We start from the raw sequence: 16,062 nt of genomic DNA on the forward strand, positions 1-16,062 counted from the left end.
TCCTCGCCGCCAGTTCGTTGTCGGGGATTCGAGTTTGCATGTGCTGATGAATCGGTTGGTCCATATACAGTTCAACCTTTCCGGAGTGCAGCAACGGCTCGTAGGTATAGTTGCGCCGTTTGCTCGTCGAAGCAGCAGAAAATGACGGTTTCAGGCATGGCTTTCTCTTCGATGACCATGCTGACCGTGCCGACAGCGATCCCGGTCGCCTCATCCTTGGGATAGCGGTAAACGCCGGTCGAGATCGCCGGAAACGCCACCGAACGGCAATCATTGGCGGCCGCAAGTTCCAGCGAACTGCGATAGCAGGAGGCCAGTAGCTCGGCTTCGCCCTTGCCGCCGCCCTGCCAGACCGGCCCGACCGTGTGGATGATATGTCGAGCCGGCAGTTTGTAGCCCTTGGTGATCTTGGCGTCGCCGACCTTGCATCCATTCAGCATCCGGCATTCGACCTCGAGCTCGCGGCCGGCGGCGCGATGGATGGCGCCATCGACCCCACCGCCGCCGAGAAGCAAGGTGTTGGCGGCATTGACGATGGCGTCAACATCCAGCTTCGTGATGTCGCCGGTGTGGATGCGGATCCTGTCCAGCGCCTTGCTCACCTCACATCCTGAACACGCCGAAGCGCGTGTCCTCGATTTCGGCGTTGAGCGACGCGGACAGGCTGAGCGCCAGCACTTCGCGCGTCTTCGCCGGATCGATGATGCCGTCATCCCAGAGGCGGGCGGACGAGTAGAGCGGATGGCCCTCATGCTCGTATTTCATCAGGATCGGCTTCTTGAATTTCGCTTCTTCTTCGGCGCTCCATTCGCCGCCCTTGCGCTCGATGCCTTCGCGCTTGACCATGGCGAGCACGGTTGCCGCCTGTTCGCCGCCCATCACCGAGATGCGGGCGTTCGGCCACATCCACAGGAAGCGCGGGGAATAGGCGCGGCCGCACATGCCGTAATTGCCGGCGCCGAACGAACCGCCGATGATGACGGTCACCTTCGGCACCCTGGCGGTGGCAACCGCCATCACCAGCTTGGCGCCGTCCTTGGCGATGCCGCCTGCCTCGTATTTCCGGCCGACCATGAAGCCGGTGATGTTCTGCAGAAAGACCAGCGGGATCCTGCGCTGGCAGCACAGCTCGATGAAATGCGCGCCCTTCAGCGCGCTTTCGGAAAACAGCACACCATTGTTGGCGATGAGGCCGACCGGCATGCCGTGGAGGTGGGCAAAACCGGTGATCAGCGTTGTGCCGTAGTTCTGCTTGAACTCGTCGAATTCGGAGCCGTCGACGAGGCGCGCGATCACCTCGCGCACATCATAGGGCTGGCGCAGATCGGTCGGCACGACGCCGTAGAGTTCATCCGCCGGATGAAGCGGCGGAATCGATCTCTGTAAGCTCAGGCTTACGGTCTTGTTCCGATTCAGGTTTTTGACGATGCGCCGGCAGATGGCAAGCGCATGTTCGTCGTCCATCGCATAATGGTCGGCGACGCCGGAAAGCCGCGTATGCACATCCGCGCCCCCCAGATCCTCGGCGCTGACATCCTCACCGGTGGCCGCCTTCACCAGCGGCGGGCCTCCGAGAAAAATGGTCGCCTGGTTGCGCACCATGATCGTCTCGTCCGACATTGCCGGCACATAGGCGCCTCCGGCCGTGCAGGACCCCATGACGCAGGCGATCTGCGGGATGCCGGCAGCCGACATGTTGGCCTGGTTGTAGAAGATGCGGCCGAAATGCTCGCGGTCGGGAAACACCTCGTCCTGGTTGGGCAGGTTGGCGCCGCCACTATCGACCAGATAGATGCAGGGCAGATTGTTCTGCAGCGCGATCTCCTGCGCCCGCAAATGCTTTTTCACCGTCAGCGGATAGTAGGTGCCGCCCTTCACCGTGGCATCGTTGACGACGACCATCACCTCGGTGCCCTCGACACGGCCGACGCCGGCGATCATGCCGGCTGAGCAAATCTCCTCGCCATACATCGACCACGCAGCGAACTGGCCGATCTCGAGGAATGGGGAGCCGGTGTCGAGCAATTGCGCGAGGCGTTCGCGCGGCAGCAGCTTGCCGCGCGAAATATGGCGCTCGCGCGCCTCCTCCGAGCCGCCACGCTCGACGGTCGCGGCCTTGTCGGCGATATCGGTGACCAGCGCGCGCATGCGTTCGGCATTGGCGCGGAAAGTGTCGGAGGAGGGGGAGATCTGAGTCTCTAGGACGGCCATGCTCACACCCCCTCCGCCATGATCTCGCGGCCGATCAGCCAGCGCCGGATTTCGCTGGTGCCGGCGCCGATCTCGTAGAGTTTGGCGTCGCGCAGCAGCCGACCGGTCGGATAGTCGTTGATATAGCCGTTGCCGCCCAGAAGTTGGATGGCGTCCAGCGCCATCTGCGTCGCCTTCTCTGCTGCGAACAAAACGCAGCCGGCGGCGTCTTTGCGGGTGGTCTGGCCGCGATCGCAGCCGGCCGCGACGGCATAGACGTAAGCGCGCGCGGCGTTCATCACCGTATACATGTCGGCCAGCTTGCCTTGCACCAGCTGGAACTCGCCGATCGGCTGGCCGAACTGCTTGCGTTCGTGCACATAAGGGATCGCCACATCGAGACAGGCTGCCATCAGGCCGATCGGGCCGCCGGCAAGCACGGTGCGTTCATAGTCGAGGCCCGACATCAGCACCTCGACGCCGCGTCCTTCTTCGTGCAGCACATTGTCGAATGGCACCTCGACATTCTCGAACACCAGCTCCCCGGTGCTGGAGCCGCGCATGCCGAGCTTGTCGAGTTTCTGCGCCACGGAAAACCCCGTCATCGCCTTCTCGACGATGAAGGCGGTGATGCCGCGCGATTTCCGCTCCGGATCGGTCTTGGCATAGACGACCAGCGTATCGGCGTCCGGGCCGTTGGTGATCCACATCTTGGTGCCGTTGAGCACATAGCGGTCATTGCGCTTTTCAGCACGCAGCTTAAGTGAGACGACGTCGGAGCCGGCGCCGGATTCAGACATCGCCAGCGCGCCGACACGCTCGCCCGAACACAGCGGCGGCAGGAATTTTTCCTTCTGCGCCGGCGTCGCCCAGCGGTTGATCTGGTTGACGCAGAGGTTGGAATGGGCGCCATAGGAGAGACCGACCGAAGCCGAGGCGCGGGAAATTTCTTCCACCGCAATCACATGGGCGAGATAACCCATGCCGCTGCCGCCGAAATCGGGATCGGCGGTGATGCCGAGCAGGCCGAGCGCGCCGAGCTCGCGCCACAGATGCGCCGGAAATTCGTTCTGGCGGTCGATATCGCCGGCGATCGGCGCGATCCTGTCCTGGGCGAAGCGCCGCACCATGTCGCGCAGCGCCTCGATGTCCTCGTCATGCCCGAAGCTGAGCGTGTTCGTGTACATGGCGTTCCTCCTGCCGCATGACCCCGAAAATCGACTTCGATTTTCGGAAAGGATCATGCGCAAATTCAAGTGCTACAGCGTCCTTTGCACGTCCAAGGGACGTGCGGCGCTGTAGGTATCCATCCTCGCGCCAACCAGGCGCATTGTCATTGAAAGATATGTCGCCGTCACTTCAGGGACTGACAGCCGCTCGCCCGGGCGAAACCAGACGATGACGCCGGTCATCATCTGGATCAGCGCCATGGCCGTCAGGCCGGTGTCCTCGATGCTGAAGTCGCCGGCCTCGGCGCCTTCGCGCAGGATGCTGCGGAGTTCCTTTTCGTAGGCTGTGCGCATGCGCAAGATCTGTGTCAGCCTGTCGGGCGACAGGCTGCGCAGTTCCATGTTCGACACATGCGTGGAATGCCGGCGCTCGATGTGGAAAGCGATGTGGTTGCGCACATAGGCCGCAAGCTGCTCCGCCGGATCTGCATCGATTGGCCTGACGTGTTCCCAGGCCGCCCGAAGCCCCTCCATGTGTTCGCGCATGAGCGTGAACAGCAGGTCTTCCTTGGTCGGAAAATAGCGATAGAGCGCGGCCGCCTGCACGCCGACCTCGGCCGCCAGCTGGCGCATCGACATCGCCTCGTAGCCGTAGCGTGCGATCAGGTTGACCGCCGCTTCGCGGACTGCCGCCTCTGTTCGCTCGCCGTCGGATCCTGTGGTGCGCGCCATGATCGCCTCGTTGATCTGACAATAATAAAACGAACGTTCAATTAATTCAAGTGTGTCAGACCGGGTCCCGTGGCGCGCATGCGCCTATGCGACGATCCTGAAATCTCCAGGCGCGGTCCAGGTCTCGATCTCCTCCACCTCGACCCGCGAGACTGAGGCGCCCGCAGGACCTTGCCGAAGCCGTTCGATCATGGCCGAAACCGCCGCGTCGGCGCCGGCAAGCCATGCCGTTACCGAGCCGTCTCTTTCGTTGCGCACCCAGCCCACCAGCCCAAGCCCTGCCGCTTCGCTTCTCGTCCAGATCCTGTAGCCGACGCCTTGCACTCTGCCGTATACGCGGGCCTGAACTGCTCTTTTCCGATCGTTCATCGCGCGCTCCCTTGCATAGAGTCTGGCGCAGGAGCTGGCGAAGGCAACTGGCTCGAAGGGGTTATCGAATAGAGAGCCGAGGCTGCTCGCAAGATGGATGACTTGGCCCAATAAATAGTTGACTTAGTCAATTTTTTGCAATGATCTACCGATGTGAAATCTCAGGGAAGGCGCATGACATGCCAGCCGATCGGAGTGCCTTGGTCAGCGATCTCAGATGCTTCAACCGGTTCTATACCGGCCTGATCGGGCTGCTCGACGAAACCTTGGCGCACAGCGCCTTTACGCTGACCGAGGCGCGGGTGCTGTTCGAACTGGGCTGTCGACCTGGCCGTATTGCCGCCAATCCTGGCGGCACGCCAGGTTTTCTGGCACGGGTGCTTCAAATCGACTTCGGACCGGCAGCGTCCGACATTGCCAGGGAACTCCAGCTGGATCCTGCCTATGTCACGAGAATCCTTCGAAAATTCTCTGCCGCCGGCCTGATCGAAACGCGCACCGGCCTTGAGGCCCTGCGCGGTCGCATCCTCTCGCTCACCGTCCACGGCCGGGCCGCGCTTGCCACACTCCAGGCAGCCGCGGATCGCGATGCCGCCCGCCTGACCGCGGACCTGGGCGATGAGGAAGCCGCCGAATTGTCGGACATATTGGCACGCGCCAGGAATCTGCTCAGCGGCGCGCCAACATCCGAACGCAGCGAAATTGCCTAGTTCCCCCGCGCCGCCGCCAGCGCACCCGGCAATTCCTCGGCAAAAATATCCAGTTCGTGGTCGAGGCCGACGCTGACGCGAATGCAGCGGTCGAGCTTTGGCGCCATCGGCTTGCGGATGAAGACGTCGCGCGACAGCAGCCCTTGCAGCACTTTCAGCGCGAAGGCGCCGTCATGGCCGCAATCGATAGTGACGAAATTGGTCGCCGAGGCCAGCGGCTTCAACCCGTTCTGCTCGGCGATCGCCGCGATGCGCCGGCGCCCTGCTGCCACCCGCGCCACCACCGTCTCGAGATAGGGCTGGTCGGCGAGCGCCGCGACGCCGGCGATCTGCGCCATGCGGCTGACGCCATAGTGGTTGCGGATCTTCTCGAAGTCGCGAATCACCTGGGCCTCGGCAATCGCATAGCCGCAGCGTATCCCAGCGAGCCCGTAAGCCTTTGAAAAGGTTCGCATGCGGATGACATTCGGTCGCGAGATATCGATCGGCGGCAGGGCCGAGGCCGGCCCCAATTCGCCATAGGCCTCGTCGAGCACCAGCATGGTGGTCTCCGGCAGCGCTTCGATGAAGCGGATCACCTCGTCCGCATCCCACCAGCTGCCCATCGGATTGTCCGGATTGGACAGATAGACCAGCGGTGCCTTCTCCTTGACGACCGCCTTAAGCAAATCATCCAGGCTTTCGCGGTCGTTCTCGTAGGGGACTGTGACCAGCCGCCCGCCGACGCCGGCAACATGGAAGTTGAAGGTCGGATAGGCGCCGAGCGAGGTGACCACGGCATCGCCAGGCGCCACATACATGCGCGCCACCAAGCTGAGCAGCCCGTCTATGCCTTCGCCGACAACGACATTCTCGACCGCCACGTCGTGATGCGCGGCAGCCGCGACCTTCAGATCGAAATTGTCGGGATCGCAGTACATCCACATGTCGCGGGCAATCCCGGACATGCGGGCGATGACGCGCGGCGACGGACCAAAACTGCTCTCATTGGCGCCGATACGGGCACGAAAAGCCCGCCCGCGCTCACGCTCCTGCGCTTCCGGGCCGACAAAAGGCACGGTCGAGGGAAGTGCTTCAATGATCGGCGAGAGGGCAGGGCGCTGACGCATGGCGGGAACTCGCTTGGAAAAGGGACTTCTTGCTAGCGTGGCCAGCCGGGCCGTGCAAGCGCTCCGCGGTCTGCAGCCGTAACGCTGGATTCCGTCACCTCTTTTGGAGGCGCGATCCAGGAGCTGCCTGCCGGCTTAGTCGCTAGACGAAACTGTCAGAGGCGCGCCGTTGGCTCGTCGGCCCAGCCAACTTTCAAAAGAACAGGGCCATTGCATGCGCCCCAAAAGTGACCTCGGTTTTGGGAGCACGGCATGCATAGAGCAAAGGCGTAAAGCGCGTCGCATGAATCCGTTTCGACGCGCTTTGGGCCTCGCGGCAGCATAACCGCATTTTTATGAGCATCATGAAAAAACCCGGCGGTTGCCCGCCGGGTTCCGATTTCGACAAGGCGAAATCTATTAGAACGAGCGCTGGAAGCGGAGGAGACCGCCGACGCTGCTCTTCTTGCTGGCCCCGGTCCAGTTGGAGAAGTCGGCGTCACCGAACTTGCCTGCATTGAGGTAGTCGACTTCGGCCGTGATCGTCATGCCGGGAACGATGTCGTAGGCGATGTTCGCCGCGACGCCGAGATTCTTCCACTCGTCATAGGAAATCTGAGCGTTGAACGAGGTCTTCTCGTTGAACTTGTAGGTGCCACCGCCCCACACTGCCCAGTTGCCGCCCCACTGCTTGTAGAAGCCGCGACCGCCAGCCGGGAAGGCATAGGTGCCGTCGCTGAGGTTGCTGTCGGAGCCGTAACCGCCCATGACCCACAACTGGATGGCGTCATTGACGTTCACGTCCAAGCGAACCTTGCCGGCCACTTCTTCGTAGTTGCTGTCATACGACACAACGCCGGTGATCGCGCCCCAGCCCTGAGTCCACTTCACGCCGCCGACGACATGCGGAACGTAGCTGTCGATCGTATCGAAGCCAGCGCCTTCTTCGAGCGAGACCACGGCCGAGAAGCCGTTGCCAGCGTCGAAATAGTACTGGACGACGTTGGTGTCGAAATCGCCGTAGGGAACCAGCGTATCCTGGATGACGTTGCCGGCGTAACCGATGAACGTGTTGAAGGCCGATTCGTCCTTACCGACGCGCAGGCCGCCGAGCTGGATCCAGGCGAAGTTCAACGAAACGCCCTTCATGCCGGCACTGTTGAGTTCGTCAGCAGCGCCCAGATCGGATTGGTGATTGCCGAAGTTCCAGCGGGTCTCGGTGTAGGTCTTCAACGTGCCGAGTTCGGTTTCCTGGCCGGTCCAGGTCTTCAGCGTGAAGCGGGCGTTCTTGTACCAGGTGTCGTTGCTTTTACCAATATCCTTGTGATCGGCGCTTGTCGCACCGTCGAACGAACCGACGTCGCCGCCGCCGATGTCGTAACGGACATAGCCGCCGATGCGCAGGCAGGTTTCGGTGCCGGGGATGTAGAAGTAGCCAGCGCCGTAGACGTCGCAAATCTTGACGTATTCAGCGGGTTCCGGCTCGGCGACGACGACGGCGTCGGCGGCGCGCGCACCGGAAACTGCGATCAGGGCCGCAGCGGAGCCGAGAAGAAGGCTCTTGATGTTCATTTTCTGACCTCCAGTCAAAAGTTAAAAAACGGGTCTGGGTATTCTTTGCTGAAGGACAGCGTTCCCTGCCCCATCCCCACTACCGAAAAAGATGCGCACCGCGCCGCTCCTTCGAATTCGACATTACCCATGAGGCGGCGGCGTTCAACAACGATCGTACCGACGAAAGGGCTGTTCGGCTGCTATCCCCCAGCGTTGTTGCACAAATGACACGATTTGGCCTCACTCAGAAAGCTCTCGTTAACCATCTGGCCGGTCGCAGCCGCCCATTTCCAGCCGAATCCGGCAACCGGCTGACGGAATCAAGGCAAGGCCGCGAGTCACTAGCCAGGGATTTGCCGCAGAACCGCCGCAGCTGGGAAAGCCACGGCGCAGCATGCGGTTATTTTTCGACATAATGATTTCTTTTTCCGAGATAATGGTCGGGGCTTGTTGATTGTGCCGGCGCTTTTCTTTATCCAGCGGCGCAACGGAGAGGTGGCCGAGTGGTCGAAGGCGCTCCCCTGCTAAGGGAGTAGAGGTCAAAAGCTTCTCGTGGGTTCGAATCCCATCCTCTCCGCCACCCCACGCCCTGCGGGCTTGGAATCACATCAATCAGGCTATTGACTTCGGCCAGGCTCATCTGCCTGTCGCCTTGAAGGCGCAGTTGGAACGGTATTTGAAGGCCGGATCGGGCAAGGCTTTTGCGAGCAAGCGATTTTGGCGAACTGAGCGCCCCTGACGGCCTATGAGGCTATCTATCTGAGATAAAACGGAAAATGGCCATTCGAGCTGCTTTTAGCTGACCTCCGCTCTCGATTCTGACTGGAGGTCAGAAAATGAACATCAAGAGCCTTCTTCTCGGCTCCGCTGCGGCCCTGATCGCAGTTTCCGGTGCGCGCGCCGCCGACGCCGTCGTCGTCGCCGAGCCGGAACCCGCTGAATACGTCAAGATTTGCGACGTCTACGGCGCTGGCTACTTCTACATCCCCGGCACCGAAACCTGCCTGCGCATCGGCGGCTATATCCGTTACGACATCGGCGTGGGCGACCGCGAAGGCGTGCAGAACGTTCAGGATCATCTGGATGGCGGCACCAACGACACCTACTACAAGCAGGCTCGTTTCGCGCTGAAGACCTGGACCGGCCAGGAAACCGAGCTCGGCACGTTGAAGACCTACACCGAGACCCGCTTCAACTATGGCAACAGCAGCGGTGACTATACCGGCGTGCCGACGGACGTCGACAACAATCCGGCTACCCCGGACGTGCTGGTTTACCCTACCGGTTGGCAGGCGGGCAACAAGACCGTCTCGCTTAACTTCGCCTGGATCCAGCTCGGTGGGCTGCGTGTCGGTAAGGACGAATCGGCCTTCAACACGTTCAGCGGTTACGCTGGCGAGGTGATCGACGATACGCTCGTTCCCTACGGCAATTTCGACACCAACGTCATTCAGTACTATTTCGATGCTGGCAACGGTTTCTCGGCCGTGGTCTCGCTCGAAGAAGGCGCTGGCACTGACACGATCGACAGCTATGTTCCGCATGTCGTCGGTGGCGTGAAGTGGACCCAGGGCTGGGGTGGCATTTCGGGCGTCGTTGCATACGACAGCAACTATGAGGCTGTCTCGGGCAAGGTTCGCCTGGACGTCACTGCGACCAACGAGCTCACGCTGTGGGTCATGGCCGGCTATGGCAACAAGTCTGACGTCGGCGACCCGAATTCCGGTCACAACTTCTATAAGAACTGGGATGGAAGCTGGGCTGTTTGGGGCGGTGGCACCTACAAGTTCAACGAGAAGACCTCGTTCAACGTCCAGGCGTCGTATGACGACGGCAAGACTTTCGGTCTGGCGGCCAACGTTGCCTATGAGGCCGCTCCGGGCTTCAAGGTCGTGGCCGAAGTCGACTACTTCAACAAGGCGTCAGGCGATTTCCGTCCTGTCAAGGATGACGGTGTCGGCGGTATCCTCCGCTTCCAGCGCTCCTTCTAAGGGCTGGTTCCTTACAGGTGAAATCCAGCCCGGGCGAACAAACGCCCGGGCTGTTTTTGTTTCGTGACTGGGCTTTGGGAAACAGAAGGAACAGGGGGGGAACTCGGTAGCTGAAAAGTCTGCGGAACGATTTCGTGGGATTCGCCGTCAGGTGGATGAAATTGTTTGTCGGACAAAAACTCTTGAAAGGACGCTTCCAAGTGGCTAGGTCTGACCATCCACTCGGGGGTGTGGTCAATAATGACAAACGAAACGATTCAAGAGGGGTATCCCTCTGATCATTTTGCTGTGTTCTCTTCTCAAAATTCGAAGTTTAAATATACGTACAACAAGATCCGAGAAGTAACGTCGCATAGGGTTGGAGAGCTTTTTCTAGCGTATCGAGATATATTGTGGGATGATGGGCGGCATAAATACAATGTCAGCTCTTTTATCGGCGAAATAGACGAGATCCTCCTCGGGGAGCGTTTCAGCGCCTTTGACCAGAGTACCCTTGATAACCTTATCGGCACCTTGCGCCAGCGCGGCAACAGCAACGCAACCATCAATCGAAAGATGGCTGCCCTCAGCAAACTGCTGCGCAAGGCTCACAAGATGGGGGATATCCACAGCCTGCCCGAGTTCCGCCGCCAGAAGGAGCGGGCGGGACGGATTCGTTTCCTCGAGAGGGACGAAGAGGCAAGGCTGTTCGCCGCCATCAGGGGCCGCAGCGAGGATGCCTACAGGCTTTCCGTCTTCCTTGTCGATAGCGGCTGCCGTCTTGGCGAAGCCCTCGGTTTGATCTGGAACGACATCCAGGAACATCGCGTCTCCTTCTGGATCACCAAATCCGGCCGCAGCCGCACCATTCCGATGACCGAGCGGGTCAAGGAGGTCATCAAGCTGCCTCCCACCGAGGGCCGCCGGCCCAAAGGTCCGTTCACCAAGCTCAGCCAGGCGCAATATCGTGCCATCTGGAACGACGCGAAGGCTGAAGTCGGTCTTGGCGCCGACGATCAGGTGGTCCCGCACATATTGCGCCACACCTGTGCCTCGCGTCTTGTCCAGGGCGGCATCGACATCAGGCGCGTGCAGATGTGGCTCGGTCATCAGACCTTGTCGATGACCATGCGCTATGCGCATCTGGCCACCAATGATCTCGACGGCTGTGTCACCGTGCTCGAGACGCCTCGGGGGTGCGGAGCGGCCAATGGCATTGAAAACTCTGCATTCTCGTCGCCGCTGACCACGCCTTCGGCCTCGAAGCCGGCGCGCAAGCCGAAGAGCGAAGCGGTAAAGGCCCAAGGTAAAGGCTCCAAGGCAAACTAGCTCCGCGCCGAGCTTGCCAATTGGCCGCGTGAGTCGGCGCTCCTGCTGGCGGCATCCTTTCCTCTATAGTGTTGGGGAGAGGGGCGCTCTCATCGCCGGTCGCGCAATCGCCGGCGTTACAAGACGAGTTGAGACGTCGCGGCAAGTCCCTTGTTCAACTCGGCACACAGGCTGAGCTCATCATCGATGATTCGCCAATTGTCGGCGATGCAAAGAGGGTGCCGGCGTTGCGACTAGCTGGTTTCTTCTCGACTCCGTTGGGGGGGCGATCCGCGAAGCAGGCAGAAAAGCCAATTGCCTGGCTCGTCGAGTGACGAACGGCCGGCGTGGCAATGAGGGTTGCGCCAACGGCTAGGAATTGCTGCGCACGGCAAGAATAATGGCGAAATGGAACTAAGAGGCCGCTCAGTCTACAAAGTGATGGTTGTTTGAATATTCAACTTCCTGAAGTTTACTCTGAGCAGCTCTGCTGTTCCGCCCTGTCGAGAAAAGCACCAATCGAGCCTGGCAAGCTGCCGGTTTCAAGGAACGGCGCATGGCCCTGGCCCTCGACGGTGATCGTTTCCATCGTCGGATGGCGCTGGCGCATTTGTTGCAGTGCTTCAGCCGACAAGAGCCCCGAATTGGCGCCGCGGATAGCGAGCAAGGGAATGGCGGCCAGTGCCTCGAACTGCGGCCACAACGCCGGCAATGGCTGTGACAGGTCGAGATTGGCAACTGTATCGACCAGTTTCGGATCAAAGTCCGGCATCAGCCCTTGATCTGTCTCGCGGTAGAGCGCCCCCACCATCCGCGTCCAGTCGGCATCGGTGAGTGCATGAAAATCCTTGCCGTGAACGCTGCGCTGGGCATCCATCGCCTCGGCGAAGGTTTTCGGCTTCGGCGCGCGTTCGAGATAGGACTGGATGTGGGCGAGGCCGGCCGTTTCTATCAGCGGTCCGATGTCGTTGAGAACAATCGCCTTCAGCACGGCCGGCTGCAGCGCGCCAAGCACATGGATGATCAGCCCGCCGCGTGAGGTGCCGATGAAAGCGGCTTCCTCGATGTCGAGTGCGGTCAGTCCGGCAAGGACGTCGCCGGCCTCGACGCCGACATTGTAGTGGCTGACATCGAGATCGTAGGCCGATTGTCCGCGTCCGCGATAGTCGAAGGCGACCACCTTGCGCGCCACCCGGGATCGCGCCGAAAGGTTAAGCGCCAGCTCGTGAAAATCCCGCGCGTTGCGGGTCAGGCCGGGCAGGCAGACGACCGGCCAGTGTCCGGAATTCGCACCGCCATAGACGCGCGCATGGAGTCTCAGCCCATCTGGCGCGGCGTAGAAGAAGTCGGAAAAGCCTTCGGTGCTCGACATCTGGACACGCCACCTTCTCGCTGCGGGATCGTCTCGGACTGCTACAGGTGAGAACAGGAGTGGTCAAACAGAGGCGCGACACCGAAGCTACGACCCTCTCCTTGCGGCAGATGCCTGTCAAGGCAGACAGGTGCTATGCCTCGGACTACCGGCCTATTTGCGGGTTCATTGCCGGTGACGTGACATGAGCCATGCAAAGGTTGGAAATCCCACTCCGCCTGGACTGCCGGCCATCAGTGAGATCGGCAGCGGAGCTGCTATCGAGCCTCTCAACTGCGCCCGTTCACGAGGTCGCCGATGATATCGTATTTGCCGGAAATACGCATCTTGTAGACTTCGTAATTCTCCATCACGCGCTGCACGTAACTTCTTGTTTCCGTGTAGGGAATCCGTTCGATCCAGTCCACCACCGCATCGATGTCCTTGCCGCGCGGATCGCCGTATTTCGCCACCCACTGGCTGGCCCGGTTGGGGCCGGCATTGTAGCCGGCGAAGGTCAGCACGTAGGAGCCGTTGAAGCGATCGAGCTGCTCGCCGAGGAAGGCCGAACCGAGTGTCGCGTTATAGCCGGCGTCGGTGGTCAGCCGCGCCTGCGAAAACTGCAATCCGGCCCTCTTCGCCAGCTGTTTGGCGGTTCCCGGCATCAGCTGCAGCAGCCCGCGCGCGCCGGCGCTGGATACGGCGCCGACGTTGAATTCGCTCTCCTGACGGGCAATCGCATAGGCCAACGCCTTGCCCGAACCGGAAATATTGGCCGAATCAGGGATGACGCCGAGCGGGTGCGACAGCGCACCGACATCGATGCCGCGCGCGCCGGCGATCTTGCCGACCTTCAGCGCCATGAAGTGGTTGTCCTGTTTTTCGGCAAGGACAGCAAGCAGCGCCAGTTCGCCCGGGCTGGTCAACTGGCCGGCAAGGTCGCGATAGAGCGTTTCGGCATAGCGATCATAGCCTGCCTCCTGCAGCCGCTTGATCGCGCTGACAGCTTCGCGGCCGGCAAAATTCTGCCGGTCGGCGGCACTTGGCGTGGGATAGACGATGTTGAGCGCCTGGCGACCGACGCGTTCGGCGGCAAGCTGGCCGTAAAAGGTCGTGCCGTAAGTGGCGGCGCGCCCAAAATAGTCCTTGGCATTGCCGGGGCCGCCGACTTCCGCGGCGCGGCCGAGCCAGTAATAGGCGCGCGACAGGGTCATCGGCCCTTGGGCAAGGTCGGCGATGCGCGAAAAATGCGTCGCGGCAAGCTTGGGGTCGTTCAGGCCCCGCAGCGCATACCAGCCGGCATGGAACTCGGCCTCGGCCGCATTGGCAGCGCTTTCGGCGGCATGCGTGGCGACAATCTTGTACGCCGTCTTCATGTCGCCCTGGTCGACCAGTTCGCGCGACAGCACCCGGCGCTCGACCCACCAGGCGTCCGGATCGACCAGAGCCTCACGGTCCGTCGGCGCCTTCATCACGATGGCGGCGGCGCCGGCAAAATCCTCCTGCTTGCGCAGATACTCGGCCTGCGCGAAGAAATAGCCGGCAGAACGCTGGGACGCCGGGACGGCCTTCAGCAGTTTCAGCGCATTCTTGTCGCCTCTGTCGGCCGCGGCCCAGGCCTCGGCAAACTGCTGGGCGCCGGCAAGGCCGGCAATGCGCAGCGCGGAATTCACCCGGTCGGCATAGAACATGCGGTCCATGCGAAAACGGTGGTCGGCGGCAGGGATCAGACTGCCGAATTCCTTGATCAGCGCCGTCTCGTCCTTGGCTTCCAGGATCGTGGTGCGCCAGAACGGCGACAGCACCGAACGCGCCGCCTTGACATTGCCCGTCGCCACATAGGCGCGGGCGAGAACCATGACGCCTTCGAATGTTTGCGGCTGGCTGCCATCGAATGCCGCAATGACGATGTCGGGAGCCGGGTTTTCTCGATAGAGCGCCCGCTCGCTGTTCTTGCGCAAGGCAATGGTGCCCGGCCAGTTGGGCAGCATTTTCGCGGCGGCGGCGATGTCGCCGCTTGGAACCTTGTCGCCTCCGTAAAGTGCGATCGCCCAGGCCAGTATGTGCTGGTCGAGCGATTGAGCGGGAAGCGCATCGCGCACACCCCGAGCGCCGGCAATGTCGCCGGCGGCCAGTGCGTCGAGCCCAGTTTTCAACAGCGCGACGCTGGGTGAGGGGGCCTGCTGCGCGCTGTCCTGCGGGCTCGGCATCGGGATCGCCGAGGTGGCCCGCGCATCCACGCTGCCGCTGATCGCCACACCGGGCATCAGCGCGGCGATCGCGCCAAGCAGCGCGAAGAGGTGAGGCCGACGGGTCGGCATGATCTCGTGTCTTTCCCTAGTCCCGCATTCTACCAGCAGGCGAAGATGCCTCGAAGCCTAAACTTAGGTCGTGAAGGGCTCGTAAACAAAGAGTTATCGAGGCCGCTCGAATTGCGCTTGCTGGCACCATGGCAATGCTTGCCGCGCAACCATGTCGAGACTATGGTGCGCCGCTTCGCTTTCAGTTAGAAGGCGCGCACGACAAACTGATCGACAAAACACCGATGCATGTCGCCCAAAGGTGGATACCGGTTTTGGGACAACGACATGCATAAACAAACAAGTCCCAAGGAGTTGGACGACATGCTGAGAGGCTCGCTTACTGCGCTCGTGACACCGTTCGAAAAGAGCGGGCGTTTCGACGAGAAAGCCTTTCGCGCCTTTGTCGAATGGCAGCTCGGGGAAGGCACGACGGGTCTGGTCCCGGTGGGCACGACCGGCGAGTCGCCGACGCTGTCGCATGACGAGCACCGCCATGTCGTCAAGGTCTGCATCGAGGTGGCCAATGGGCGCGCTCCGGTCGTCGCCGGCGCCGGCTCCAACAACACCGCGGAAGCGGTCGGGCTTGTGCAATATGCCGAAAAGGCCGGCGCCGATGCCGCCCTGGTCGTCACGCCCTATTACAACAAGCCGACACAGCGCGGCCTCTACGAGCATTTCGCCGCCGTCGCCAGGGCGACCAAGCTGCCGATCATCATCTACAACATCCCGCCGCGCTCGGTGATCGACATGATGCCGGAGACGATGGGCCGGCTGGCGCACGACTTCAAGAACATCGTCGGCGTCAAGGATGCGACCGGCAAGGTCGAGCGTGTGTCCGAGCAGCGCATGACCTGCGGCAAGGATTTCATCCAGCTTTCCGGCGAGGATGCCTCGGCGCTCGGCTTCAACGCCCATGGCGGTGTCGGCTGCATCTCGGTGACCTCGAACGTCGCCCCGCGGCTGTGCGCCGAATTCCAGGAAGCCACGCTGTCCGGCGACAGTGTGAAGGCGCTGGAATTGCAGGACCGTCTCTTGCCGCTGCATAAGGCGATCTTCCTGGAGCCCGGCGTGTCCGGCGCCAAATACGCGCTGTCGAAGCTGGGCAAGGTCGAGAACGTGCTACGGTCGCCGTTGGTCACGGTCGAGGAGTCGACCGCGGCGAAGATCGATGCGGCCATGAAGCACGCCGGCTTGATCAATTAGCGAGCCCGTTTGGAAACTCTACTCCTGCGGCATCTGAAGGCGCCACCTGCGCTTCCGGTGCTCACGTACTATATGTACGCTCCGCTCCGGTTTCGCGCATGGCTTCGAAAGCACT

General features: G+C 61.5%; 13 protein-coding genes and 1 tRNA gene. 5 read left to right on the forward strand and 9 right to left on the reverse strand.

All coding sequences use genetic code 11. The features are described from left to right. Positions 1–71: 71 nt before the first annotated feature. The 5 genes from MAFF_RS31480 to MAFF_RS31500 all read right to left on the reverse strand — a co-directional run bounded on the left by MAFF_RS31480 (position 72) and on the right by MAFF_RS31500 (position 4,460). Positions 72–602: an O-acetyl-ADP-ribose deacetylase gene (locus tag MAFF_RS31480; RefSeq protein WP_010915078.1), complete on the reverse strand. Its 531-nt coding sequence runs from the start codon at positions 600–602 to the stop codon at positions 72–74. A gap of 1 nt (position 603) precedes the next feature. Then, on the reverse strand, positions 604–2,211 hold the full coding sequence (locus MAFF_RS31485) for a carboxyl transferase domain-containing protein (protein ID WP_044549814.1): 1,608 nt from the start codon (positions 2,209–2,211) through the stop codon (positions 604–606). A gap of 2 nt (positions 2,212–2,213) precedes the next feature. Further along, positions 2,214–3,377 (reverse strand): isovaleryl-CoA dehydrogenase, encoded by a 1,164-nt coding sequence (locus MAFF_RS31490; RefSeq protein WP_010915080.1) that lies wholly within the window; start codon positions 3,375–3,377, stop codon positions 2,214–2,216. A 72-nt stretch (positions 3,378–3,449) separates the two neighbouring features. Beyond that, complete coding sequence (locus tag MAFF_RS31495) at positions 3,450–4,091, reverse strand: TetR/AcrR family transcriptional regulator (protein ID WP_010915081.1); 642 nt, start codon at positions 4,089–4,091, stop codon at positions 3,450–3,452. Positions 4,092–4,175: 84 nt separating this feature from the next. Next, positions 4,176–4,460, reverse strand: coding sequence for an acylphosphatase (locus tag MAFF_RS31500; RefSeq protein WP_010915082.1), 285 nt, complete (start codon positions 4,458–4,460; stop codon positions 4,176–4,178). 179 nt (positions 4,461–4,639) lie between these two features. Here MAFF_RS31500 and MAFF_RS31505 point away from each other — a divergent pair, with 179 nt between their 5' ends. Beyond that, a complete protein-coding gene (locus MAFF_RS31505; RefSeq protein WP_010915083.1) occupies positions 4,640–5,170 on the forward strand; it encodes a MarR family winged helix-turn-helix transcriptional regulator in 531 nt (176 codons plus the stop codon). On the opposite strand, the gene MAFF_RS31510 is transcribed toward MAFF_RS31505, so the two are convergent. Next, entirely contained in the window at positions 5,167–6,279 is a 1,113-nt protein-coding gene (locus MAFF_RS31510) for a pyridoxal phosphate-dependent aminotransferase (RefSeq protein ID WP_010915084.1), read from the reverse strand. The two genes, MAFF_RS31505 and MAFF_RS31510, sit on opposite strands and share 4 nt — an antisense overlap. Before the next feature lie 399 nt (positions 6,280–6,678). After that, the gene (locus MAFF_RS31515; RefSeq protein ID WP_010915085.1) at positions 6,679–7,830 is read right to left on the reverse strand and encodes a porin; all 1,152 of its coding nucleotides are present in this window, start codon (positions 7,828–7,830) and stop codon (positions 6,679–6,681) included. A 471-nt stretch (positions 7,831–8,301) separates the two neighbouring features. Here MAFF_RS31515 and MAFF_RS31520 point away from each other — a divergent pair. From MAFF_RS31520 to MAFF_RS31530, 3 genes are all read left to right on the forward strand, one after another. Then, positions 8,302–8,392: transfer RNA gene (locus MAFF_RS31520), tRNA-Ser, on the forward strand. A 256-nt stretch (positions 8,393–8,648) separates the two neighbouring features. Beyond that, positions 8,649–9,803 carry a porin gene (locus MAFF_RS31525; RefSeq protein ID WP_010915087.1) on the forward strand — a complete coding sequence of 385 codons (1,155 nt, stop codon included), beginning with the start codon at positions 8,649–8,651 and terminating at the stop codon, positions 9,801–9,803. A gap of 240 nt (positions 9,804–10,043) precedes the next feature. Next, complete coding sequence (locus tag MAFF_RS31530) at positions 10,044–11,111, forward strand: tyrosine-type recombinase/integrase (RefSeq protein ID WP_156315037.1); 1,068 nt, start codon at positions 10,044–10,046, stop codon at positions 11,109–11,111. A gap of 451 nt (positions 11,112–11,562) precedes the next feature. Here the strand turns inward: MAFF_RS31530 and MAFF_RS31535 are convergent, their stop codons facing one another. Both MAFF_RS31535 and MAFF_RS31540 read right to left on the reverse strand, forming a co-directional pair. Beyond that, complete coding sequence (locus MAFF_RS31535) at positions 11,563–12,462, reverse strand: alpha/beta fold hydrolase (RefSeq protein ID WP_010915089.1); 900 nt, start codon at positions 12,460–12,462, stop codon at positions 11,563–11,565. A 269-nt stretch (positions 12,463–12,731) separates the two neighbouring features. Then, complete coding sequence (locus MAFF_RS31540; protein ID WP_010915090.1) at positions 12,732–14,762, reverse strand: lytic transglycosylase domain-containing protein; 2,031 nt, start codon at positions 14,760–14,762, stop codon at positions 12,732–12,734. 303 nt (positions 14,763–15,065) lie between these two features. Here MAFF_RS31540 and dapA point away from each other — a divergent pair, with 303 nt between their 5' ends. Beyond that, positions 15,066–15,947, forward strand: a complete 882-nt coding sequence (gene dapA / locus MAFF_RS31545; protein WP_044551576.1) for a 4-hydroxy-tetrahydrodipicolinate synthase — start codon at positions 15,066–15,068, stop codon at positions 15,945–15,947. Positions 15,948–16,062: the final 115 nt, after the last annotated feature.

The organism is Mesorhizobium japonicum MAFF 303099 (genome assembly GCF_000009625.1).
Taxonomy (GTDB): Bacteria; Pseudomonadota; Alphaproteobacteria; order Rhizobiales; family Rhizobiaceae; genus Mesorhizobium; species Mesorhizobium japonicum.